General features: G+C 67.7%; 8 protein-coding genes. 5 read left to right on the forward strand and 3 right to left on the reverse strand.

Annotated features, from left to right (window positions below; translation table 11 throughout):
* The first annotated feature begins 432 nt into the window (after positions 1–432).
* From OH799_RS28260 to OH799_RS28270, 3 genes are all read left to right on the forward strand, one after another.
* Positions 433–16,788 (forward strand): amino acid adenylation domain-containing protein, encoded by a 16,356-nt coding sequence (locus OH799_RS28260; RefSeq protein ID WP_406270143.1) that lies wholly within the window; start codon positions 433–435, stop codon positions 16,786–16,788.
* Positions 16,789–17,054: 266 nt separating this feature from the next.
* A complete protein-coding gene (locus tag OH799_RS28265) occupies positions 17,055–18,044 on the forward strand; it encodes an alpha/beta hydrolase (RefSeq protein ID WP_406282688.1) in 990 nt (329 codons plus the stop codon).
* Positions 18,045–18,179: 135 nt separating this feature from the next.
* Positions 18,180–19,427 (forward strand): Nramp family divalent metal transporter, encoded by a 1,248-nt coding sequence (locus tag OH799_RS28270; protein ID WP_406270147.1) that lies wholly within the window; start codon positions 18,180–18,182, stop codon positions 19,425–19,427.
* Between the two features lie 224 nt (positions 19,428–19,651).
* On the opposite strand, the gene OH799_RS28275 is transcribed toward OH799_RS28270, so the two are convergent.
* Entirely contained in the window at positions 19,652–20,677 is a 1,026-nt protein-coding gene (locus OH799_RS28275; protein ID WP_406270151.1) for an SDR family oxidoreductase, read from the reverse strand.
* Positions 20,678–20,873: 196 nt separating this feature from the next.
* On the reverse strand, positions 20,874–21,191 hold the full coding sequence (locus OH799_RS28280; RefSeq protein WP_406270156.1) for a hypothetical protein: 318 nt from the start codon (positions 21,189–21,191) through the stop codon (positions 20,874–20,876).
* Between the two features lie 44 nt (positions 21,192–21,235).
* On the opposite strand from OH799_RS28280, the gene OH799_RS28285 reads away from it, so the two are divergent.
* A complete protein-coding gene (locus OH799_RS28285) occupies positions 21,236–22,474 on the forward strand; it encodes a TetR/AcrR family transcriptional regulator (protein WP_406270159.1) in 1,239 nt (412 codons plus the stop codon).
* 11 nt (positions 22,475–22,485) lie between these two features.
* On the opposite strand, the gene OH799_RS28290 is transcribed toward OH799_RS28285, so the two are convergent.
* Positions 22,486–24,012 carry an aldehyde dehydrogenase family protein gene (locus OH799_RS28290; protein WP_406282691.1) on the reverse strand — a complete coding sequence of 509 codons (1,527 nt, stop codon included), beginning with the start codon at positions 24,010–24,012 and terminating at the stop codon, positions 22,486–22,488.
* 363 nt (positions 24,013–24,375) lie between these two features.
* Between OH799_RS28290 and OH799_RS28295 the strand changes: the two genes are divergently transcribed.
* The gene (locus OH799_RS28295) at positions 24,376–25,359 is read left to right on the forward strand and encodes an ATP-binding cassette domain-containing protein (RefSeq protein WP_406270162.1); all 984 of its coding nucleotides are present in this window, start codon (positions 24,376–24,378) and stop codon (positions 25,357–25,359) included.
* Positions 25,360–25,361: the final 2 nt, after the last annotated feature.

Raw genomic sequence — 25,361 nt, forward strand, 5'->3', positions numbered from 1 at the left:
TCACCGACCTTGCCGACGAACTGCGCGCCGCCGCGGCGGCGTGGCAACCGGTACGTGTCCGGTGCGGTCTTGGACCGGCCGATCGAGGTCACGCATGCTCGGATGGCGACGAGGCGTTCGCGGCGATCGGTCCGCAGCCGGCCGTTCTGCGCGACCCTCGCGCCTAGCCGTTCCCTGTAGACGCGCGACCCGAATTGCGCGTCGACAGGGAATAATCGTCCCCGGCACTCGTCACACGCGGCCGTATCCGCGACCCGAAACGGGTCGCGGATACGGCCACCTGCGGATTCGTAACGATCGGTATGCGCTCGTTCGATGATCACGGGCAAGGGGCAGCATGACTTGCATGTGGCAACAACAGACAAGGTGAGGCATCTCGATGGTTCGGGCAGTCGGACAGCGGTGTGACGAGACTGCGGAAGTGATACGCGGATGACCCGCCCGACCCGCGTGCACCCGATCCGAATACGGCGGCCCCGCGTCACTACGCTGCCGCAGCTGATGGTCACCGCCGTCGAGGCCAATCCGAGCGGCACCGCCCTGGTATTCGCCGACGCGAACAGCACGCTGGCCCGGCTCAGCTACGCCGAACTCGACGAGTGGTCGACCCGGCTGGCTCGGTTGCTGATCGGACGCGGCATCGGCCCCGAGGACTTGGTCGCGGTCGGGTTTCCGCGCTCGATCGCCTCCGTGGTCGCGGCCTGGGCGGTGGCCAAGACCGGCGCCGGGTTCGTCCCGATCGACCCGAACTACCCCGCCGACCTGGTCGAGCACATGGTCCTCGACTGCGGCGCGGTCTTCGGGCTGACCGTCGACGAAGTCCGCGCCGATCTGCCGGATCGGGTCGAGTGGCTGTCTATCGATACCGCCGAGTGCGCGCGGCTGCTCGAGGAATTCCCGGCCGACCCGGTCACCTATTCGGATCGGCTGCGTCAGCTACGGGCCGAGCATCCCGCGTATGTCATCTACACCTCGGGTTCGACGGGTATGCCGAAGGGTGTTGTGGTCACCCAGGCTGGGTTGGCGAGTTTTTGCGCGGAGCAGCGCGATCGGTATCGGGTGACCGACGTATCGCGCACGTTGTCTTTCGCGTCGCCGTCGTTCGACGCGTCGGTGCTGGAGTTGCTGCTCGCGCTTGGTGGGGCGGCCACGATGGTGGTCGCGTCGCCTACGGTGCGCGGCGGCGACGAGCTGGCCGCGCTGGTGCGCAGGGAGGGCGTGACGCACGCTTTCGTCACGCCCGCTGTGCTGGCGTCGGTGGATCCGGCGGGCTTGGACGAGCTACGAGTCGTGGTCGTCGGTGGCGAGGTGTGCCCGCCGGAGCTGGTGCGGCGCTGGGCATTACCGGTCTCGGGTGGGCGAACCCGTGAGTTCTTCAACGGTTACGGGCCGACCGAGACCACGATTATGACGAACATCAGTGCGCCGTTGGTGCCCGGCGCGCCGGTTTCTATCGGTGCGCCCATCCGGGCGATCACCGAGTACGTGTTGGACGAACGTCTGGCGCCGGTCCAGGTCGGCGTGGTCGGCGAGCTGTATATCGCCGGAGCGCAGCTGGCCCGTGGCTATCATCAGCGGCCCGGGCTCACGGCCGTGTGTTTCGTGGCGAATCCGTTCGACCCGAATCATCCCCGGCTCTACCGCACCGGTGATCTGGTGCGTTGGACCGCGGACGGTGAGTTGGAGTATCTAGGTCGTAATGACCTCCAGGTGACGATTGGTGGTCTCCGTATCGAGCTCGGCGAGATCGACGCGGTGCTGGCCGCGCACGAGAGCGTCGATTTCGCCGTCACTGTCGGACACCAGCTGGACAGCGGCGTGACGATCCTGGTCGCCTATGCACACGCCGCTCCCGGGATGACAGCGGACGCGGCCGAATTGGCCGCCCTCGTCGAGCAGAGTCTGCCCGTGCACATGGTGCCGACGGCGATCATGGTGCTGGACGAGATTCCGCTGACCCCGGTGGGCAAGGTGGATCGCCATTCGCTGCCCACACCGCGTTTGCGGACGAACATGTTTCGCGCACCCGTCGGACTGCTGGAAGAGCTCGTCGCGGAGGTGTTCGCCGAACTGCTCGGGCCGGGAGCGGCGGTCGGCGCGGACGATGACTTCTTCGAGCTCGGCGGCAACTCGCTGATCGCGGCCAAGGTCGCCGACCAGCTCGGCGCCGCCATCTCGGCGCGGGTGCCCGTCCGTATGATCTTCGAGAATGCCACCGTCGCCGGGCTCGCCGAGCGGCTGAAGCCGCTGAAGGGTACGGGAGACCGCCACGCGTTGGTTCCGGTGGAGCGCCCTGAGCGGGTTCCGTTGTCGTTGGCGCAGCAGCGGATGTGGTTTTCGAATCAGTTCGGTACTGATTCCGCGGCGAACAATGTTCCGTTTGCGATTCGGTTGTCGGGTGCGTTGGATGTGGGGGCGTTGCAGGCGGCGGTCGCGGATGTGATCGAGCGTCATGAGTCGTTGCGGACGGTGTATTCGGCGGTGGATGGTATGGGGTACCAGGTGGTTCTGCCTGCCGCTCAGGTGGTCCCGGATCTGACGCCCGAGCCGATCGCCGAGCACGAATTCCTGGACTGGTTGCGGGGATTCGCGCTGACCGGGTTCGACGTCGCGGCCGAGGTGCCGGTGCGCATCGTCCTGGCCGAGCTCGGCCCTGATGAACACGCGATCGTGGTCGTGGCGCATCACATTGCCGTTGACGACGCCTCGGTCGTGCCGTTCCTGCGGGACGTGCTCGGCGCGTTCCTGTCCCGGCGCAACAGGGCACGGCCGTCGTGGGCTCCGCTGCCGGTGCAGTACGCCGACTACACGTTGTGGCAGCGCGCGGTGCTCGGCGATGAGAACGACCCGGACTCGGTGGCGGCAACCCAGATCGACTATTGGCGCCGCGCCCTGGCGGGCATTCCAGAACGGATCGACCTGGCCTCCGACCGGCCGCGTCCGGTCGTCGCCTCCGGCCGAGGCGCCGAGTACACCTTCGAGGTGGATGCCTCGGTGCATCGTGGCCTCGCCGAGCTGGCACAGCGCACGGGCGCCTCGGAGTTCATGGTGGTGCACAGCGCACTCGCGGCCTTGCTCGCCCGGCTTACCGGTACCGACGACATCACCATCGGCACCCGGGTATCGGGTCGCGGCGAGCGGGAACTCGGCGGGCTGATCGGCATGTTCGTCAACCTGCTGGTGCTGCGCACCCGGATCGACCCAGGCGCGTCGTTCCGCGCACTGCTGGCCGACGTCGAAAAGACCGATTCGGAGGCGTTTTCGCATGCCGAGCTGCCGTTCGAGCGGTTGGTCGAGGTGCTGGATCCGGAGCGTTCGCAGGCGCGTCATCCGCTTTTTCAGGTGGCGCTGTTCTTCCAGAACACGCGCAGGCCGGACGTGGAGCTGCCCGGGCTGTCGGTGCGGCAGCTGGACTTGGACGGCGTGGTCGCCAAGTTCGATCTGCGGCTGGCCGTGGTACCCGAGAGCGAGGACGGTGCCGCGGGCTTCTCTGCGAAATTCACCTATGCCACCGACCTGTTCGATGAGCCGACGATCGCCGAGTTCGCTTGGCGGCTGGAACGGTTGCTCGCTGCCGTCGTCGCGGAGCCGGATCGGGTGATCGGCGAGATCGATCTGCTGGCTCCCGAGGAGCGGGAGCAAATTCTGCTCGGATGGAACAACACCCGGCAAGCGGTGGCCGCCGAGCTGTTGCTCGATGGCTATCGGCGCGCGGTGGGTGCGTTCCCGGATATGGTCGCTGTGGTGTTCGAGGGTGTCGAGCTTACTTACGGTGAGTTCGATGCGCTGGTGAATCGCCTTGCGCGGTTGTTGATTTCGCGTGGTGTGGGTGCGGAGTCCTTGGTGGGGTTGGCTATTCGGCGATCGCTGGATCTTGTAGTGGGGATGTATGCGATCGTAGCGGCGGGTGGGGCGTATGTGCCGTTGGATCCGGACCATCCGGTCGAGCGTATCGCGCGCGTCCTGGAGACGGCGCAGCCCGTCTGCGTGCTCACCACCTGCACCGACGCGGTCGAAGTGCCCGAGGGCACCGCGGTGCTGCTGCTGGACGCGATCGACCTCGACGATGTCGACAGTGCTCCGGTGCGTCCCGAGGAACTGCTTCGCCCGGTGCGGCCGCAACATCCGGCGTATGTGATCCTCACGTCGGGGTCGACCGGTTGGCCCAAGGGCGCGGCGATTTCGCATGCGGCGATCAACAATCAGATCACGTGGATGCTCGCGGCATATCCGCTCGGTCCCGCGGATGTGTATCTGCAGAAGACCGCGACAACGTTCGATGAGTCGCTGTGGGGCTATTTCCTGCCGCTGCGTACGGGCGCGAAGCTCGTAATCGCGGTACACGATGGTCATCGCGACCCGGCCTATATCGCGGAAACCATTGCCGCGCACGGAGTGACGGTGACCGATTTCGTGCCGTCGATGCTGGCGGTGTTCGCCGCGCATACCGTGCCGGGCTCGTGCCCGACATTGCAAGACGTCTTCGTGATCGGCGAGGTGCTGCCGCCGGAAACTGTTGCGGCGCTTCGTGCGGTGTCGACCGCGAATGTGCACAACCTGTACGGTCCGACCGAGGCCGCGGTGTCGGTCACGTACTGGCCTGCCTCGGCCACGGCGGGCGAGCGCACCGTGCCGATTGGTTTGCCGCAGTGGAACACCCAAGTGTATGTGCTGGACTCCCGTCTGCATCCGGTACCGGCGGGTGTTCCCGGCGAGCTCTATCTCGCTGGTGTTCAGCTGTCGCGTGGTTATGTGCGGCGCCCGGAACTGACTGCGGATCGGTTCGTGGCCAACCCATTCGCCTCGGGTGAGCGGATGTACCGCACCGGTGACTTGGTGGTGTGGCGCAGGTATGCCGACGAGGCGGTGCTCGATTACCTGGGTCGGAGCGATTCTCAGGCGAATGTCCGTAGTCAGCGGATCGAGTTGGGGAAGGTCGAGACGCCGGCCGTGCCCGCGCATGCCGTGGCGATCGAGTCGCCGACACAGGGGGAGCGTGGTGTGGAGCTGGGCAGTATCGCGCGTCCCGAGCGGTTACCGTTGTCGTCGGCGCAGCGGCGGATGTGGTTGCTGAACCGTTTCGATCATGCCGATGATGCTGTGGCGAGGGCCGGTTCGGCGGCCGCCCACAATCTGCCGTTTACGTTGAGGTTGACCGGTGATCTCGATGTGTCTGCTCTCGGTGCGGCTCTGCATGACGTGGTGGCGCGGCACGAGGTGCTGCGCACCGTGTACCCGGAAACCGTGGACGGTCCGGCGCAGGTCGTGCTGCCGGCCGAACAGGTGGTCCTGGATGTGGTCCCACAAGTGCTGGCCGAAACCGAGGTGGCGGGCGCCGTGTATGCCCGGGCCTCGGCGCCGTTCGACGTGACCGCCGAGGTCCCGGTGCGGGCAGCCCTGATCCAGGTCGGCGGAGTACCCGGTACCTATGTCCTGGTCGTTGCGGTGCATCGCATCGCGGCCGACGCGTCGTCGATGGGTCCGCTGGTGCGGGATGTGGTGGCCGCCTACGCCGCGCGGGCGGCGGGTGCGGCACCGGATTGGTCGCCGTTGCGGGTGCAGTACGCGGACTATGTGCTGTGGCAGCGTGCGGTACTGGGTGCCGAGTCCGATCCGGAATCCATTGCGGCGCGGCAGATCGCGTTCTGGCGTAGGCAGTTGGCTGATCTGCCTGAATTGCTGGAGCTGCCGATGGATCGTCCGCGGCCGGCTGTGGCGTCGATGGCCGGTGCGCGATTGGATATCGAGATCGATGCGGTGACGCATGCCGGACTCGTCGAACTCGCCCGTGCGAACGGTGCGACATTGTTCGTCGTCGTGCACACCGCGTTCGCGGTGTTGCTGGCTCGGTTGTCGGGTAGCTCGGATATTGCGATCGGTACGTCCGTCTCTGGTCGTTGTGAGCGTGAGCTCGATGATTTGCTCGGTATGTTCGTCATTACTGTGGTGTTCCGCACACGGTTCGAGCCGGGTGAATCGTTCACGGCGTTGCTGGCCGGACAGCGTGAATCCGATGCGCAGGCGTTCGCGCACGCGGATATTCCGTTCGAGCGGTTGGTGGAGGTGCTGGATCGGCCGCATTCGACGGCGCATCATCCGTTGTTCCAGGTGGGGTTGTCATTCCAGAACGTTGCGCGGGTGGCGTTCGAATTGCCTGGTTTAGCGGTGGCGGGTCTGGATGCGGATTCGGATGTGTCGCAGTTCGATCTGCATTTGATCGTCAGTGATGCGTATGACGAGTCGGGTGAGCCCGCCGGTATCGGTGGTTTCTTCACGTACGCCACCGACCTTTTCGATGCGGCAACGGTGCAGGGCTTCGCCGACCGGTTGACGCGGATTTTGTCCTTCGTGGTCGCCGATGCCGCTGTCCCCGTCGGGGACATCGATATCCTTGCCGACACCGAGCGCGCCGACGTGTTGGCGGTGTGGAACGACACCGCACGCCTGGTAGCGACGGCGGCGAAGTTGGGATCGTTGCTGCGGCGGTCGGTGATGACAGCGCCGGGAGCGGTCGCGCTGGTCGAGGACTTCCCTATGGGCGGGCGTAGGGAGCTGAGTTACGCCGAGCTGGCCACCCGGGTGAATCGCCTTGCCCGCTATCTGATTTCCATCGGTGTCGCGCCGGAGTCCCGGGTTGCGCTGGCGTTGCGCCGGTCGGCGGATCTGGTTGTGGCGATGTACGCGGTGGCAGAGGCAGGTGGCGCGTACGTGCCGGTGGATCCGGACCAGCCCGCTGAGCGCACCGCCTACATCCTGGCCTCGTCCGCGCCGGTGTGCGTGCTGACCGACGCCGACGCCGGGTTCGATACCGATGTCGTGCCGATGGTGCGGCTCGACGACCTCGAACTGGCGTCCGTGCCGAGCGGGCCGATCGCCGACGCCGAGCGGATCGCACCACTGCGTCCGGAGAACACGGCGTACGTGATCTTCACATCGGGCTCGACCGGCCGCCCGAAGGGCGTGGCTGTGCCGCACGCCGCGATCGTGAACCAATTGCTCTGGAAGGCCGCCGCCTTCGATCTGATGGGCGACGACGCGGTGCTGCTCGAGACCGCGACGACGTTCGACTTGTCGGTGTGGGAGTTCTGGTCGGCTGCCGTGTGTGGCGGCAGGCTGGTGATCACGGCGCCGGAGGGACATCGCGATCCGGCGTACCTGAGCGAGCTGATGGCGCGGGAGTCGGTCACGACGCTGCATGTGGTGCCGTCGATGTTGGATGCGCTACTGGCGTACTGGGTGTCCGCCGACAACGCCGCCGCGGCGTTGTCGCTGCGGCGGGTACTCGCCATAGGTGAGGCGATGCCCCCTGCGCTTGCCCAGCGCTTCCGTGCGACGTACCCGGATGTCGCACTGTTCAATTTGTATGGTCCGACTGAGGCGGCGGTGTCGATCACGTGCCACCGGGTGACCGAGGACGACCAGAACTCGGTGTCGATCGGCGTGCCGGAGTGGAACAGCCGGGTGTACGTGCTGGACGCACGACTGCGGCCGGTGCCGGTGGGTGTTTCGGGTGAGCTGTATTTAGCGGGTGCGCAACTTGCTCGCGGTTACTTCGGCCGGGTGGATCTGACCGCCGAACGTTTCGTGGCCAATCCGTTCCAGTCCGGCGCCCGAATGTATCGCACGGGTGACCTTGTCACGTGGAATGTCAGTGGCGAGCTCGAATACCGGGGTCGCACGGATTTCCAGGTAAAGATTCGTGGTTTCCGTGTCGAGTTGGGTGAGGTCGAGGCGGCGTTGTCAGCGTTGCCGGAGATCGCGCGGACGGCGGTGATCGCGAAGCCCGATCCGGAAACCGGCGATCGTCTGGTGGCCTATCTGGTTCCCGGTGATGCGGGTGTGGATGTTGTGCGGGTGAAGTCGGAGCTGACCGCGAGCCTGCCATCGTTCATGGTGCCGTCGGCGTTTGTGGTAGTGGATTCGTTGCCGTTGACTGTGAACGGCAAGGTGGATCGGAAGGCGTTGTCCGAGCGGGAGTTCGGTACTCAGCTGTTTCGTGCGCCGTCGACGCCGACCGAGGAAATCGTTGCCGGCGTATCCGCGGAGGCCCTCGGCGTCGATCGTGTTGGTGCGGATGATGACTTCTTCGCGCTGGGTGGGCAGACATTGTCGGCGCCGCAGGTCGCGGCGGCGCCGAGCGGTGTTGCTCTGGATTCGCCTGTGCCGGAGCGTGTTCTGTTCGAGGCATCCACCGTCGCCGGACTCGCGACCGAGATCGAACAGGGCGCGTGGGAGCGCGAGCGCCTCCCGCTGGTTGCTCGGAAGCGCCCCGACCAGGTACCACTGTCCATTGCGCAGCAGCGCATGTGGTTCCTCAATCAGTTCGACACCTCGGCCTCGGTCTACAACGTTCCGGCCGCGTTCCGCCTCTCTGGTGACCTGGATGTCGGCGCCTTGCAGCAGGCCGTCGCCGACCTCGTCGCGCGCCACGAGATCCTGCGCACCCGCTACCCGCAGACACCGAACGGCCCGGTGCAGCAGGTGCTGGTGCCGCATGAGGTGCCGGTGGACCTGGCGCTTACGCAGATCGGTGACGAACGTGTCGCCGACGAGATGCAGCACGTCGTCGGCGCCGGATTCGACGTGACCATCGAGGTTCCGTTCCGCACCAGGCTGTTCCAGCTCGCAGGCACCGAGTATGTCCTCGTCTTCGTCGCACACCAGATCAGCGTCGACGGCTGGTCGATGGGTCCACTGGCCAGGGATCTGATGCTGGCCTATGCCGCGCGCAGCGGCGGCGAAGCGCCGTCCTGGGCGCCACTGCGCGTCCAGTACGCCGATTACGCGCTGTGGCAGCGCGACGCGCTCGGCGCCGACGACGATCGAGAATCCCTCGCCGGCGCGCAACTGGCGTATTGGACCACCGAACTCGCCGACCTGCCCGACGAGCTCACCCTGCCGGCGGACCGCCCGCGTCCGCCCGCCCAGTCATTCGCCGGCGGCAAGACCGATTTCGTCGTCGACGCCGGCGTGCACGCCGCGCTGGCCGGGCTGGCCAGACAGCACAACACCACACTGTTCATGGTCGTGCACACCGCGTTTGCTGTCTTCTTGTCTCGTTTGTCCTGCACCGAGGACATTGCCGTGGGCACCCCCCTCACGGGACGGGGCGAACCCGAACTCGATGATCTGATCGGCATGTTCGTGAACACCGTGGTGCTGCGCACCCAAGTAGCGCCCGGCCTGGGCTTCACCGAGCTGCTTGCCGCCAACCGAGAATCCGGCCTGCGCGCCTTCGCCAACGCGGACATTCCCTTCGCGCGGCTGGTCGAGGCGCTCGCTCCCGAGCGCTCGGCGGGTCGCCACCCGCTGTTCCAGGTGGCGCTGTCGTTCGAGAATCTCGCCGCCACCAGTTCGGAACTGCCCGGCCTCAGTTTCACCGCGCTCGACCTGGCCGCCGACAACACCCAGTTCGACCTGCTGCTCACTGTGCGCGAGCAGCGCTCCGACGGGGGAGGGGAGGCTGGTCTTGCCGCCGAATTCACCTATGCCCGTGACCTGTTCGACGATAAGACGGTCGCCGAGTTCGGCCGCAGGTTCCGCCGCATTCTCGCTGCCGTCGCGCAGAATCCGGCCACCGCCGTCGGCGACCTGGAGATTCTGGACGACTCCGAGCACGCGGATCTGATCGCGCGCGGGGGTGGCGGCGCCGTGCCGCCGCGCACGCTGCCGGAGCTGATGGCCGATGCCGTCGCCGCGAATCCGACCGGCGTCGCCGTGGTCGCGGACGATCGCACCTTCAGCTACATCGAGCTCGACGCGGCCTCGGCGCAGTTGGCGCGCGCGCTGATCGATCGGGGCGCGGGTCCGGACGTGCTGGTCGCCATCGTGATCCGGCGTTCGGTCGAATCCGTGCTCGCGCTGTGGGCGGTGGCGAAGACCGGTGCGGCGTTCGTCCCGATCGACCCGACCTATCCGGCCGATCGTATCGCGCACATGGTCGCCGATTCCGGTGTGACGCTGGGCGTGACGCTCACCGCGGAGCTGATCGATCTGCCCGCCCTGTCCGGTGTTTCCTGGGTTGCCTTGGACGATCCCGACTTCACCGTCGAGGTCGGGGGGCGCTCGGATCGCCCGCTCACCTCCGGCGACCTGCGCGGGCCACTGCACAGCGACAACGCCGCGTACGTGATCTACACCTCCGGCTCCACCGGCCTGCCGAAGGGCGTCGTCGTCACCCATGCAGGACTGGCGAACTTCAGCGCCGAGCAGGCGGAGCGCTACCGGCTGGACCGATCCACGCGCGCATTGGCGTTCGCGTCGCCGTCCTTCGATGCTTCGGTGCTGGAACTACTGCTCGCGCTGGGTTCCGCGGGCGGTCTCGTGGTGCCGCCTCCGCTGACCTTCGGCGGCGAGGAACTGGCCGAGCTGATCCGTGCCGAGGGCGTCACACACGCCTTTCTCACCCCATCGGTGCTCGCCTCGCTCGAGCCGGACGCACTCGCGGGCATGCGGGCGATCGTGGTGGGTGGCGAAGCGGTGCCCGCCGGCCTTGCGGCCAAGTGGACCGGCTCGCCCGGGCGCGACCTCTACAACGGGTACGGGCCCACCGAGACCACGATCATGACCAACATCAGCGACCCGTTGCTGCCCGGTGATCCGGTCACCATCGGCGGTCCGATCCGCGGCATGCGGTCGCTGGTGCTCGACGGCAGACTGCGTCCGGTGCCCGAAGGCGTCGCAGGCGAACTGTATCTGGGCGGCCTCCAGCTGGCGCGCGGGTATCACGCGCGACCGGGACTCACAGCGGCGCGGTTCGTCGCCGACCCGTACGGCGCGCCCGGCGCTCGCCTCTACCGCACCGGCGACGTGGCGCGCTGGCGCGGGGCCGAGGGCGCACCGGTTGTCGAGTACCTGGGCCGCAACGACTTCCAGGTGAAGGTGCGCGGCTTCCGCATCGAACTCGGCGAGATCGATGCCGCGCTCACCGCCCAGCCGGGAGTCGACTTCGCCGTCACGATCTGCCGCGGATCCGGCTCCGGCGCGATGATGCTGGTCTCCTACGTGCTGCCGGCCAAGGGTGCTGCGCTGGAATCCGCCGTGCTGACCGAGCGGCTCGCGCGCGCGCTGCCGGAGTACATGGTTCCGACGGCAATCGTGGTGCTCGACGAGATTCCGCTGACGCCGGTCGGCAAGCTGGACCGCAAGGCGCTGCCCGAACCGGTCAGGGATATCCGCGGCTACCGCGCGCCGCGAACCCAGGCCGAACTGGTGATCGCCGAGGTGATCGGCGAAGTGCTCGGCATCGACCGGGTCGGCCTGGACGACGATTTCTTGGCGCTCGGCGGCGACAGCATCGTCTCCATCCGGGTGGTGTCGCGCTCACGCGCCCGCGGTGTGACCTTCACCCCGCGTGCTGTCCTCGAATGCCGCACTGTCGCCGCACTGGCCCGCGCCGCCGTAGTCGAGGGCAGTCCCGGCGACGAGGCGGGCGAACTGCCACTGACGCCGAACGCGGCACGGCTGCTGGACGCGGGCGTGGAGGTGCGGGCCATAGCCCTGGACGTCCCCGAGACCTGCCCTGTCGAGGTGGTGCGTGGCGCGGTGGCCGCCGTTCTCGACCAGCACCCGATGCTGTGGGTGCGGGTGGAGTACGCCGCTGACGGCGCGCCGATGCTGAGCATCCCCGCGGTCGCCGAGCGCACCGGTGACGCTTTCCGCCGGCTTGATCCCGAGCGCGGCGAGACCTCGCTGCCGATCGATGACGTAGTGCTGGCGGCCGCCGCGGCGCTGGACCCGGAACAGGGTCGCAATATCCACTTCGTGCTCACTGGTGGGCCCGAGGCCCGCTCCACGCTCATCGTCGTGGCCAGCAGCCTGGTAGTCGACGACATCTCGTGGCGCGCGGTTGTCGACCAGTTGACGGCCCGGTGGAACCGTGCCCGCCACGCCGCCCCCGCGGCGCCGGCGTCCGGTCTCGGCGTGCTCATCCGTGCGCTGTCGGCCCGGGCACACGACCCTGCGACAGTCGCCGAAATGGACTGGTGGCGGCGGTCGCTCGGCGCCGTGCCGGAGGACGCGGTGGCCGATGGGCGGGACCTGCGTGTCCGCAGCCGCGTTTCGCTCACGATTACGGCGGAAGGCGCTGGGGCAGTCGCCGCCGCGGCCGCGGCCTACCACGCCGGCGTGGACGACATCCTGCTCACCGCGGTGGCGCTGGCACTGCGAACTTCCGCGGGCGAGACCGTCACGCGCGCGGTCGGTTCGGTGATCCGCCTGGCCGCCGACGGCCGGACGGCGGCGCACGCCGACGCGGAAAGCATGGTGGGCGGCTTCGTCACCGAATATCCGCTTCCGCTGCGGCTCACCCGGATCGACGTCGACGACGCGTTGCTCGGCGGGCCCGCGGCGGGTGCGGCGATCGCGCAGATCAAAGAGCTGCGCCGGTCGGTGCCGACGCACGGCGTCGGCTACGGTTTGCTGCGCTACCTCAACGCCGACACCCCGGACGACCTGCGCGGGCTCGGTCGCGGCAGGTTGGCGCTGCGCTATCGGGATCTGCGCCCAGCCAGGGTGCACACCGACACGCCGGCCGACGACCTACTGCTACTCCTCACTGTCGATGCCACCGACGACGGCTTGCTTGCCCGGTTCGACTACGCCGCAGCGGCTTTCAGCGGCGACGAGGCCAAGACTTTCGCCGAGCACTGGATCCGCGCGCTCGGCGGTCTCGCCGAACACGGTCTTCGGCCGGACGCGGGCGGATTCACACCGTCGGACTTCCCGCTGGTGCGGCTCAAGCAGCCTGACATCGACCGGTTCGCCCGCGCTTATCCGAACCTGTCGGATGCCTGGCCGGTCACGCCGTCGCAATCGGGCATGCTTTTCCACGCCCTGCTCGCCGAGTCCTCGGTGGACGTCTACACCACCCAGTTCGTGCTCGACCTGGGCGGTGCGGTGGACGCCGATCGGATGCACGCGGCCGCGCAGGCGGTGCTTGACCGGCACGACAATCTGCGCGTCGCCTTCGCCGACGACGTGGCGGGCAATCCCGTTCAGGTCGTGCAGGATTCGCTCGAAGTGCCGTGGCAACTGATCGATCTCTCGCCGCTGCGACCGGGCCCCGCGGCGGCCGAGTTGGCTCGGATCAAGGCCGCCGACCTGGCCGACCATTTCGACATGCGGACCGCGCCGCTGCTCCGGTTCGCGCTGGTCCGTTCCGCCGCCGACAGCCACCACCTGGTGATGACCAGTCACCACATCCTGATCGACGGCTGGTCCATGCCGCTGCTGATGAAGGATCTGCTGACGCTGTACGCGCTCGGCGGCACATCGCGGCACCTGCCCAAGGTGCTGTCCTACCGTGAGTATCTGGCCTGGTTGGTGGCGCAGGACGCGGAGGCGGCGCGCACGGCGTGGCGCACCGCGCTGGCCGGGATCACCGAGCCGACGCCGCTGGCGCCGGTCGACCCCGGCCGGGAGATCTTCGCGGGCGCCGGCGAAGTCGGTTTCGAGCTGTCCCAGGCCGACACGACCGCGCTCACTCGGCTCGCGTCGGACCTCGGAGTCACGGTGAACACCGTGGTGCAGGCGGCCTGGGGTGTTCTGATCGGTCGAAGCATCGATCGCGACGATGTGGTCTTCGGTGCCACTGTGTCCGGGCGGCCGCCACAGCTCGACGGCGTCGAATCGATGGTCGGCCTGTTCCGCAACGCGATTCCGGTGCGAGTGCGTCTCGGCGCGACCGACACCCTCGGCGGCCTGCTGCGCCAGCTGCAGGCCGAACAGGCCGCGCTGCTCGACCACCATTACCTCGGCCTGAGCGACATCCAGGAGGCCATCGGCGTGGAAGGGCTGTTCGACTCGCTGGTCGTGTTCGAGTCGTTCCCGGTGGACCGGGAAGGACTGGACCGGGCCAGCACCATCGAGGGCATGAACGTCACCGGTGTCGGTGCCGTCACCGGCACCCATTACCCGATCACCGTGATGGTGGTGCTGGACAACCAGCTGCGGGTTTCGCTGAGATACCTGCGCGATCTGTTCGACGCACCCGCGGCACATTCTCTCGCGCAGCGACTTTCGATGCTGATCGGCCGCTTCGTGACCAGTCCGCAGGCGCGGGTCGGCGAGATCGACGTGCTGCTGGATACCGAGCGCGCCGCGCTGGTCGCACACAACGCCACCGACTTGCCCGAACTGCTCGACGATGTGACGCTGCTTTCGCTGTTCGACGCGCAGGTTGCGCGCACACCGGACGCGCCGGCGGTGCACTTCGGTGCGACCACCCTCAGCTATGCCGAGCTCGACTCGCGCGCACAGGCATTGGCCGTGGAGCTGACGCGGTGGGGCGTCGGGCCGGAGGCGCTGGTCGCGGTGGCCATGCGACGCGGCATCGACCTGATCGTTACGCTCTACGCGGTGCTGCGGGCGGGTGGCGGCTACGTCCCGATCGATCCCGATCACCCGGCCGAACGCAACGAGTACGTACTGGACAACGCTGATCCGGTATGTGTCTTGACTACCACGGCCGATCGGTTCGATACCACGACTGGGATTCCGGTCGTCGCGGTGGACACGCTGTACCTGCCGGTGGACGCGGTTTCCCGGCTGGACAGTGACGTCCACCCGGATAATGTCGCCTACGTCGTCTACACCTCGGGCTCCACCGGCCGCCCGAAGGGCGTGATGATCACGCACCGGCAGATGGCCCACCAGCTCCGCTGGGCCCAGCTGGCCTACCCGCACGACGGCAGCGACGTCGTGCTGCACAAGACGCCGATCACGTTCGACATCTCCACCTGGGAGCTGTTCTGGCCGTTGCAGACCGGCGCCGCGATCGTGATCGCCGAGCCCGACGGCCACCGTGACCCGGCCTACCTGGCCGGAATCATCACCGAATACGCGGTGAGCACTGCGCATTTCGTGCCATCGATGTTGGACGCATTCCTCGACCCCGTCGCTGATCCCACTGCGGCGTACCCGCGTCTGCGGCGGGTATTCGCCGCGGGCGAGGCGTTGTCCGGGGAGACCGCGGCGAGGTTCGCCGCCGCCGTCCCCGACGCCGCCCTGGTCAACTGGTATGGCCCCGCCGAGGCCACGGTGGTCACCGACCATCCGGTGGGCGACACCGCCGCCGTCGCGATCCCGATCGGCATCCCGGTGGCCAACACCCGCGCGCACGTGCTCGACCGGCAGCTGTGCCCGGTGCCGCCGGGCGCCGCGGGCGAACTGTACCTCGCGGGTGTGCAGCTGGCCCGCGGCTATCTCGGCGCCCCGGCCCGGACCGCGGAGCGTTTCGTCGCGTGCGCGGGCGGCGAGCGAGGCTATCGCACCGGTGACATCGTGCGGTGGCGCGACGGAGCGCTGGAATACCTGGGCCGCGGCGATTTTCAGGTCGAGCTGCGCGGCCGACGCGTCGAACTCGGCGAGATCGAGACCGCGTTGCTCGGTGACGACCAGGTGCGACACGCGGCGGTGTCGCTGGTGGGCGGGGCCACGGGGGACCGATTGGTCGCCTACGTGGTCGCCGCGCCGGGAAAGCGTATCGACGAGGCCGCGCTGCTGTCGCGTGCGCGCGGTGCGCTGCCGTCCTACCTGGTGCCCTCGGCGGTGGTCGTCCTGGACTCGATGCCGCTGAACGCCAACGGCAAGCTCGACCGCAACGCGCTTCCCGTGCCGCAGGTCACGGACCATCCGTACCGCGCGCCGAGCACGCCACTGGAGCGGACCGTGAGCGACGTGTTCGCCGACGTGCTCGACCTGGACGACGGGCACCGGGTCGGCATGGACGACGACTTCTTCGACCTGGGTGGCAACTCGCTGATCGCGACGCGCGCGGTCAACAGGCTCCGCACGCTCACCGGCGCCCAGGTGCGAGTGCAGTGGTTCTTCACCGATTCCACCCCGGCAGCGCTGTCGGCCCGCATCCTCGCGGTGCTGGCGGATGACCACGACCACGACTACGACTTGGACTCGAACGCCGCACTCGGCGTCCTGCTGCCGATTCGGACGATGGTGCCGCACGACACCGCCGCCGCCGAGCCGCTGTTCTGCCTGCACCCGATGTACGGATTGTCCTGGTGTTATGCGGGACTTGCGCGCTACGTGCCCGCGACCACACCGATTTTCGGCCTGCAGTCGCCCGCCCTGACCGAGGACGGCTACCTGCCGGAGTCGCTGACCGAGATGGCGCTTCGCTATGTGGCCGAGATCCGCGCCGTGCAGCCGGAAGGGCCGTACCGTCTGCTGGGCTGGTCGCTCGGCGGCGTCCTCGCGCACGCCGTGGCGACCGAACTGCAGGCCGCCGGCGAGAAGATCGGGCTGCTGACCATGCTGGACAGCCGCCCGGACATCGACGTCACCGACTTCCACGCGGCGGTCCGGGAGGCGCTGTCCGAACTCGGCATCGGCGCGGATGCCTTGTGGCCCGGCGACGGCGACGTCCACGATCTGAGCGAGGACGCGCTCGCCGCACTGCATGCCACGATCCCGCCGGACATGGCGGTACTCACCCCCGAACGGGTGCGCCGGATCTACCGCAGCGCGGTGCGCTCGGCCGAACTCATCGCAGAGCATCGGCCCGAGGTCTTCCGCGGCAGGTTGGACTACTTCAGCGCGGTGGGCAACGATACTGCGGCGTCCAGGTGGCAACCATATGTCGACGGCGGGGTCGCGGACCATCGGGTCGGCGTCGTGCACGATCAGATGACAACGCCGCAAGCATTGGCGGAGATCGGTCCTCGATTGTCCGAGCTGCTCGATCCGAATCCCGAAACGACGCAGCGTGTGCGGTCAGACCCGGAGGAGGGGGCCTGTGTAACCACGGAGGGCCCCGCACGCGCTGGATAGGCCACAGAATGCGGGGCGGCCATGATCGAATCGGGACCGTTCCGGCATGATGGGGCAACGGTGCGGTAACGATGACCGCTGTTGTCACGACTACATAGGCCGTATGGTCGGGCGTGGTGTCCAGGGCATCCACTCTCGACGCGTGGGGAATGCAAGAGCGAATTTCGAGACGAAGCGAAGGTGCGAAATTGATACGTCGACAGACCTGGCGCGGCGGACTGCGTGCCGCGGCAGCGATCGCGGCGACTGCTGTGCTCGCGGGCGTCATGACCGGGTTCGGCGCGTCCAGTGCGTCGGCTGACCCGATCATCGATTCCCAGAGCCTGCTAGGAAACCCGACCGCACCGGACGGTTCGCGTATCGCCAAGGCCGTATACAAGAACTCGCGCAATATCCGGCTGTATGTGTACTCGGCGGCGATGGATGAGCAGATCATCATCGACGTCCAGCGCCCGGCTGACGCTTCGGTGCCACGCCCGACTCTGTACCTGCTCAACGGCGCGGGCGGCGGTGAGGACGACGCCTCGTGGCAGGCGAAGACCGATGCGCTGCAGTTCTTGTCGGACAAGAACGTCAACGTGATCCAGCCGGTCGGTGGCAAGTGGAGCTATTACACCGACTGGATCAAGGACGACCCGGTACTCGGGCGTAACAAGTGGAAGACGTTCTTCACCGAGGAGCTGCCCCCGCTGGTCGACGGCGCGCTGGGCACAAACGGCGTGAATGCCATCGCGGGACTGTCCACTTCGGGGACCACCGTGCTCGCGCTGCCGATCGCCAAGCAGGGGCTGTACAAGGCCGTCGCGGCCTATAGCGGATGCGCGCAGACCAGTGACCCGGTCGGCGCGGAGTTCGTGAAGCTGACCGTCGAGACCTGGGGCGGCGGCGACACCGAAAACATGTGGGGCCCCCAGGGCGGGCCGGAGTGGGTGGCCAACGACCCGTACGTGAACGCCGAGGGGCTGCGTGGGCTCGATCTCTACATCTCCACCGGCAACGGCCTTCCGGGCCAGCACGACACGCTCAACGGCCAGTACGCCCTGCCCGGCGCCTACGGTCTGGCGAACCAGATCGTCATCGGCGGCGTGATCGAGGCGGGCACCAACTACTGCACGCACAACCTGCAGAACAAACTGGACCAGCTGGGTATCCCAGCAACCTGGAACTTTCGTGACTCGGGCACCCACTCATGGGGTTACTGGCGCGACGAGTTCCTGCGTTCGTGGCCGGTGCTGGCGAAGGGCCTCGGCATCTGACCCGCTGAGCTGAGCCGGGGTCGCCCGGCTGAATCTCGACCGACCGCCTGGTTGCCCTGTGATGTGCAACTCAGGCGGTCGGTTTCTATTGGTGCTGCTAACGATAAAGTTCGGGTACCCGTAAAGTATTGTTTCATGAGTACCGCCGTGGCTGATTCCGCGAGAGTCGCCGGACAGCGGGCGCGCGCGGCGACCGGCCTGCTCGGCCCCGCGTTTGTCGCGGCCATCGCCTACGTCGACCCCGGCAATGTCGCGTCGAACCTCAGCGCGGGCGCGCAATTCGGTTACCTCCTCGTCTGGGTCATCGTCATGGCCAACGTGATGGCGGGGCTGGTCCAATTCCTTTCCGCCAAACTGGGCTTGGTGACCGGCTTGTCGCTGCCAGAGGCGGTGCGGGAGAAGTCGAGCCGCCGGATCCGGCTGGCTTACTGGGGTCAGGCCGAGACGGTCGCGATTGCTACCGACCTGGCCGAGGTGGTCGGCGGCGCGATCGCGCTGCACCTGCTGTTCGGGCTGCCGCTGCCGGTCGGTGGTTTGATCACCGGCGTGGTATCGATGGCCCTGCTGCTGGTCCAGGACCGTCGCGGGCAGCGCCCGTTCGAGCGGGTGATCACCGGGCTGCTCGCGATCATCGCGATCGGCTTCCTGGCCGGCGTAGTGATCTCGCCACCGTCGTTCGGCGGCACGGTCGGCGGCCTGCTGCCGCGCTTCCAGGGCACCGAGAGTGTGGTGCTCGCCGCGGCCATGATCGGCGCGACGGTCATGCCGCACGCGGTGTACCTGCACTCCGGGCTGGCCCGCGACCGACACGGGCACCCGGAGGCCGGTCCCCTGCGCAGCAGGCTGCTGCGGGTCACCAAGGTCGACGTCGGGCTCGCCATGATCCTGGCAGGCACGGTGAACCTGGCCATGCTTCTGATGGCGGCGAATACCCTGCGCGGCCGCGCGGTCGAGACCATCGAGGACGCCCACGCCGCGGTCGGCGACGCGCTGGGTCCGGTCGCCGCGCTGCTGCTCGCGATCGGCCTGCTCGCCTCCGGTCTGGCCTCCACCTCGGTCGGCGCCTATGCCGGTGCAATGATCATGCAGGGGCTGCTGCGCAAGCGCATTCCGCTGCTGATGCGGCGCCTGATCACGTTGATCCCGGCCATGGCGATCCTGGCGGCAGGCATCGATCCCACTCGCGCGCTGATCGTTTCGCAGGTTGTGCTCTCGTTCGGTATCCCGTTCGCGTTGATTCCCCTGGTGTGTTTCACGAGTGACCGATCACTGATGGGTGGCGACACCAACCACCGCGTGACCACCACGTTGGCCTGGCTGGTCGCCGCCATCATCACGATGCTCAATGTCGCCCTGATCTATCTCACCATCACGGGCAGCTAAGCGGCTGCCTCGCGTTCGCTCGGCCCGGCGCACCAGCGGCTGTCTCGAGTGTTCGCTCGGCCCGGCGCACCAGCGGCTGTCTCGAGCGTTCGCTCGGCCCGGCGCACCAGCGGCTGCCTCGAGTGTTCGCTCGGCCCGGCGCACCAGCGGCTGCCTTGAGTGTTCGCGCGGCGCGGCGGGGTGCGGGTGGACTTGGTCGGACTGCGTCGGTCGAAGTGGCCGGTTCAGACCCAGTTCTCGATCCAGTATTTCCAGATCAGTGGGGCGTAGCCGGCCAGTGGTGGAACCTTGATGTCGGTGCCTGCGAGCGCGGCTGTGGTGTGGCGGCAGTCGAACCAGCAGCTGAATTCGCTGTGTTCCAAAACATTCAGCGGAACGCCGACACGGGGAAGCAGCCAGTTCACGCCGGGGATGCGCAGCATCATGTCGAGGGTGCGCTTGGGCATCACCTCGATCAGATGCGGCGCGCCCGCCTCGTCGGCGAACAGGTTCAGCGCCTCGACCGCGCTCTGCCTGCGTGGGTCGACCAGATGGTAAGTGGTCTTGTCCGAGCACGGCAGGTGGGCGATGTGGTCCAAGGCGCGGGCGACGAAATCGACCGGAACCATATTGGTTTCGCCCAGTTTCGGCACCAGCACCGGCAGCAGCCTCGGTAGTTGCGCACCCATGCGCAGCAGCCGGAAGAAGTAGTACGGTCCGTCGATCCGATCGATCTCGCCGGTCTTGGAATGGCCGATCACGATCGACGGACGGTAGATTCGCCAGCGCACGGAGGATCCCCGCACAATCCGCTCGGCCTCGAACTTGGCCCGCTGCATCGGCGTGGCCAGCGCCTGACCGTAGTCGAACATGTCCTCGGTGAACTGACCCTCGCAGGACCCGGCTACCTCCACTGTCGAGGCATGATGCAGCAGACCGGCGTCGAGATCCTCGGCGACGTCGACCACGTGCCTGGTGCCGCCGCCGCGTTCGGTCAGGTCGTAGCTGGCGGCTAGATGGAAGACGTGCTCGATCCTGCCGCGGTGCTCGGCCAGCCAGACCGGGTCGATGCCCAGCCCTGGCGCGCCGAGGTCGCCGCGCACCGGCCGTACTCGGTCGCCGCCCGCCCACTCCCGCGCGCAGCAGGCGAACCGGTCGGCCGACGCGTCGCCCGGCCGTACCAGCACATGGATGTCACCCTCGCGTTTCAGCAGCTGGGGGATGAAGAACCTACCGATGAACCCAGTTGCCCCGGTAACCAGGTAAGTCATAGCCGATGAACATAGTCGCTCGCCAACTGGCTCGTTGCGGCGGGCCGATCAGTCGGCGAAAACGGGCTCGCGCTTGGTGAGCATCGCGGTGGCGCCCTGGGCGAAATCGGCAGACCGAAGCAGCTCGCACTGGCCTGCCTTCTCGGCGGCAAGCGCCGCGTTCAGCGGACGTCAGCATGGCCTGGTCGAGTGCTTCTTATGCGCGGCGTGGACCCGAGGCGATCTTCGCGGCCGCGGCCTCCACGATCGCGTCGATGTCGTCGGGCACGACCGCCGTGAACAGACCAGCCGCTTTGGCGGTGAGCGCGGGCAGCCGCTCCCCGAGTAGCGAGATCTCGGCGACCGGCAGCCGCGGTGACCGGCGCCGCCGTCGGGCGTCAGGCCGATGCTGATGAAGGCGAGCAGCAGGGTAGGAGTCCTCGCTCGTGTAGACCAGGTCGCCGGCCGACGCGATGCCGACGCCCGGCGATGAACAATGGTCAACTTTGCGAATTGTGGTTAACTTAGATTCCATCGTCGGGCGCTGTCGACCAGCGCCGCCGGAGAACGGAGAGGTGCATGGTCGCGGATCGCAGCGAGGTCGACCTCGCTCCCGCGCGGCCCGACTCGGGGAGTAGGACGGGCGCGGACGACGGTCCGTCGGTGCGTCGCCGTCCGAAGGATCGCAAGGTTCGAATCATCCGGGCAGCCGCGCGAGCGTTCAGCGAACGCGGATACTACCCGGTCGGTGTGGACGAAATCGCCGCCGAAGTCGGAATCTCCGGCCCCGCGCTGTATCGCCATTTCACGAATAAATACGCGCTGTTGGTAGCGGCTGCCGAGGAAGGCGCGCGTCATCTGCTGAACGTCGCCGACGCCGCCGACGACGCTGGCCTGGACCCGCCGCGGCGCTTGGACGCACTGATCCGTGCGATCAGCGAGCACACCATCGAGATCCGCCGCGAGGCCGGGCTCTACCGCTGGGAAAGGCGCTACCTCGAGCGTCCCGACCGGGTTCGGATCAAGAAGGTCTACGACGATCTGAACAACACTCTCGCGGCACCGATCGCGCGGCTGCGGCCCGCCGCGCCGCAGGCTGATGTGGCGATGTTGGCCGCGGGCGTGCTCAGCACGATCGCCAGCATCTCGGCGCACCGCACCACGCTATCCAGTGCACGGCTGCTTCCGCTGCAGCGCGAGATGGCCTGGGCCATCCTGCGCACCGAACTGCCCGCCGCCCCCGCGGAGCCGGACCCGGGCCCGCCGGTGCGTGGCATCCCGCTGACCTCGAAACGCGAACAGCTGCTCACCGAGGCGATCCGGATCTTCGGTAGGCAGGGCTACCACGAGGCGAGCATCGAGGAGATCGGCTCGGCAGTCGGCATCAACGCCTCCAGCGTGTATCGGTATTTCGCGAGCAAGGCCGACCTGCTCGCCGCGGCCTTCTACCGCACGGGTGACCGGCTGGCCATTGCGATCACCGAGGCGCTGGCCGAGGCGACCAGCAAGGAGGACGCGGCACGGCGCCTGGCGGACCGCTACGCCAAGCTCAGCTTCGCGATGCCGGAGATCATGCCGGTCTACTACGCCGAATTCAGCAATCTGCCGCAGACCGAGCAGCACAAACTGCGCGCCATCCAACGGCAGAATGTGCTGGAGTGGGCCAATCTGCTCGACGGCGATCCAGTGGAGGCGCGCTTCCGCGTGCACGCCGCCATCGGTCAGGTGATCGACGTCGGTAGGCTGATCCGATTCGATTCCCGCCCAGCGCAACTGGCGCGGGTCACGGCGCTGATGGACGCGGTTCTGCTCGGCTGACCGCCGTGGACTTACGAAGGGCGTCCGTGCCGGACCCGGAAGATCATCTTGGCCAGGCGCAGATGCCGCGGGCGCCGATCGAATGTGGACAGGTTGACCGGCGCCCGGTACTGCTTGCGCGCGATGGCGAGGGTCCTGCTGAATTCGCGCAGCCCCTGGTCGCCGTGGCTGTGGCCCTGCCCGTACTCGCCGACGCCGCCGAAGGGCAGCGCGGGAATGCCCGCGTAGGCGGTGGAGGAGTTGATGGTCACCACCCCGACCCGCAGCTGCTCGGCGAACGCCTCGATTTCGTGCACATCCCTGGTGAACACCGACACTGCGACATCGGTGCCGACCGCGTTGATCCGCGTGGCGGCGTCGTCCATGCTCGCCACCTTGTTCACGATGAGCACGGGGCCGATGCCCTCGCCGGTGATCGCGATGCTCTCTTCGGGCACCTCGGCCAGCACGATCGGCTCGATGTAGGGCTCGCGGATCGACTCCAGCCCACCGACCACCGTGCGTCCGCCGCGGGCCACCGCATCGCGGATTTGTCTGCGCACCACGTCGACCTGTGACTCCATGATCATCGGACCGTAGGAGGCCCTCCGATCCGCGCCCGGCCGCAGCTTGCGGGCTTGTTCCACGACCAGCTCGAGAAATCGGTCGTAGACCGACTGGGCGACGTAGGCGCGCTGGATCCCGGTGGCGTTCTGCCCGGCGTTGGCCATCGCGCCGAATACCGCGGCCTCGGCGGCGTCGTCGAGCTTCGCGTCCACATGCACGACCATGCTGCCCTTGCCGTTGCGCTCCACGACGACCGGCGTCGTGGTCTGTGCGCACAACCCGATCACTTCGCGTGCGCCCGCTTCCGAGCCCGCATAGGCGATCTTGTCGACGTTGGCGCGACAGAGCGCGACACCGGTCGCGGTGTCACCGGTAACCGCTTGCAGCACTGGCTGATTCGGCGCCAGCCTGGCCCAGCTGTCGGCCAGCCACACCCCGACGCCGGTGGTCAGCTCATGCGGCTTGAACACCACCGCATTGCCCGCTGCCATCGCGTAGGCAATCGAGCCCATGGGCGTGAACACCGGGTTGTTCCACGGTCCGAGTACCCCGACCACGCCGAGCGGCAGATAGCCGACCGAAGCTCGCTGGTTTCGGGTGAGCCAAGTGGAGCCGAGCCGTCGCCGGTCCAAGGTGCGGCCCGCGTTGCGCGCGGCCCAGTCCAGGTTCTCCACCGCGAGCATCACCTCGATCGCGGCGTCCGCCTCCGGTTTTCCGGTCTCCTCGCACAGGGTTGCCACCAACTCGCCTGAGCGCCGGACGATATCGCGCTTCCAGTCCAGGAGCCAGCGTTTGCGCGTGCTGAATCCCAGTTCGCCCCACCACTTTTCGGCGGCACGCGCGGCGTGCACGGCGCGAGTGAGCTCGCCGGAATGCATCACGGCGTAGCTGCCCACCACCTCGCCGGTGCGCGGATCGTAGGACGTCAGCACATTCGATCGGCCAGTTCCTCCCGGATGCGCCGCCAGTCGTGGCTGCGCGGACTCGGCCATGATCACCTCTCACAGTGTCGAAAACAGCGTGCGAACCGCTGAGCGGGGCACAGCCGCAGACGAGTGATTGTGGTTCCCCGTCAAGCAGACTATGGTCTGCCGCCGCGGGCCGACAAGGCTCGGCCGCCAGCCCCCTGGCTGCCCCGGATCGCCCTCACCAGCGGCGACCCCTCGGGAGGGGGTTCGGGAGCAGGAAATGTGAGTAAGGACACTGTTGATGGACCCCAGGGCGGGTGGCATGCGCGACGCGATAGCGAGGCGGCCGGGCCGGTAACATCACGCCGAGCGCGACGGATCACCAATCAGAGCGCAAGCATGCGCTCAGGCGACCTCGTCGCCGCACCGGCCGATAGTGGAGAGTTGATGCCGAATTCCAACCAAGCAGATTCGCATGCGAGTGAGCCAGCGGTCCAAGTAGCGGACGTCCGCAAGTCATTCGGCGACGTGCATGCACTGCAGGGCGTCAGCTTCGTCGCCGAACGCGGCTCCGTTCTCGGCATTCTCGGCCCCAATGGCGCGGGCAAGACGACTATGGTGAAGGTCCTCTCCACCTTGCTGCGCCCCGACTCCGGTACGGCCGTCGTCGCCGGGCACGACGTGCTGAAGGACCCGGCGGGCGTGCGCCGCTCGATCATGATGACGGGGCAGTACGCGGCGCTCGACGAGAACCTCTCCGGTCGGGAGAACCTGGAGCTGTTCGGCAGGCTGATGGGCCTGGCCAAATCCGCGGCCCGCAAGCGCGCCGACACTTTGCTCGAGGAGTTCGACCTGGTGGACGCAGGCCCCCGTGCGGTGCGGCACTACTCGGGCGGCATGCGTCGCCGCGTCGACATCGCCTGCGGCCTTGTGGTGCGTCCGAAGGTCGTGTTCCTGGACGAGCCGACCACCGGCCTCGACCCACGCAGCCGGCAGGGCGTGTGGGATCTGGTGACCGCACTCAAGACCCAGGGCATCACGGTGCTGCTGACCACGCAGTACCTCGAGGAAGCGGACGTGCTCAGTGACAACATCATCGTGATAGACAAGGGCACCGTGATCGCCGAGGGCACCGCCGACGAACTCAAGGAGAAGACCGGCGGCAGCTATTGCGAGGTGGTCCCACTGGATCCGACCAAGCTGCGAACCGCCGCCTACGCGCTCGGCGACCTGATGCCGCCCGCGGTGCTCGCAGATCTCGACGGCGGCGACCGGCTCTCCATTCCGGCGCCCGAGGGCGCGATCACGCTGACCGAAGCGCTGCGCAGACTCGACAGCGCGGGCATCGACTTGGCCGACATCGCGCTACGCCGCCCCTCGCTGGACGACGTGTTCCTGTCCATCACCGGCCACACGGGCGGTCACGCGTGACC

The organism is Nocardia sp. NBC_00881 (assembly GCF_045207455.1).
In the GTDB taxonomy this organism is placed as follows: Bacteria; Actinomycetota; Actinomycetes; order Mycobacteriales; family Mycobacteriaceae; genus Nocardia.

Coding starts and splice junctions, on each gene's coding strand:
- OH799_RS28275 (WP_406270151.1), bottom strand. CDS start 20,677: ATGACTTACCTGGTTACCGGGGCAACTGGGTTCATCGGTAGGTTCTTC.
- OH799_RS28290 (WP_406282691.1), bottom strand. CDS start 24,012: ATGGCCGAGTCCGCGCAGCCACGACTGGCGGCGCATCCGGGAGGAACT.
- OH799_RS28270 (WP_406270147.1), top strand. CDS start 18,180: ATGAGTACCGCCGTGGCTGATTCCGCGAGAGTCGCCGGACAGCGGGCG.
- OH799_RS28260 (WP_406270143.1), top strand. CDS start 433: ATGACCCGCCCGACCCGCGTGCACCCGATCCGAATACGGCGGCCCCGC.
- OH799_RS28265 (WP_406282688.1), top strand. CDS start 17,055: ATGACCGGGTTCGGCGCGTCCAGTGCGTCGGCTGACCCGATCATCGAT.
- OH799_RS28285 (WP_406270159.1), top strand. CDS start 21,236: ATGGTCGCGGATCGCAGCGAGGTCGACCTCGCTCCCGCGCGGCCCGAC.
- OH799_RS28295 (WP_406270162.1), top strand. CDS start 24,376: ATGCCGAATTCCAACCAAGCAGATTCGCATGCGAGTGAGCCAGCGGTC.
- OH799_RS28280 (WP_406270156.1), bottom strand. CDS start 21,191: ATGGAATCTAAGTTAACCACAATTCGCAAAGTTGACCATTGTTCATCG.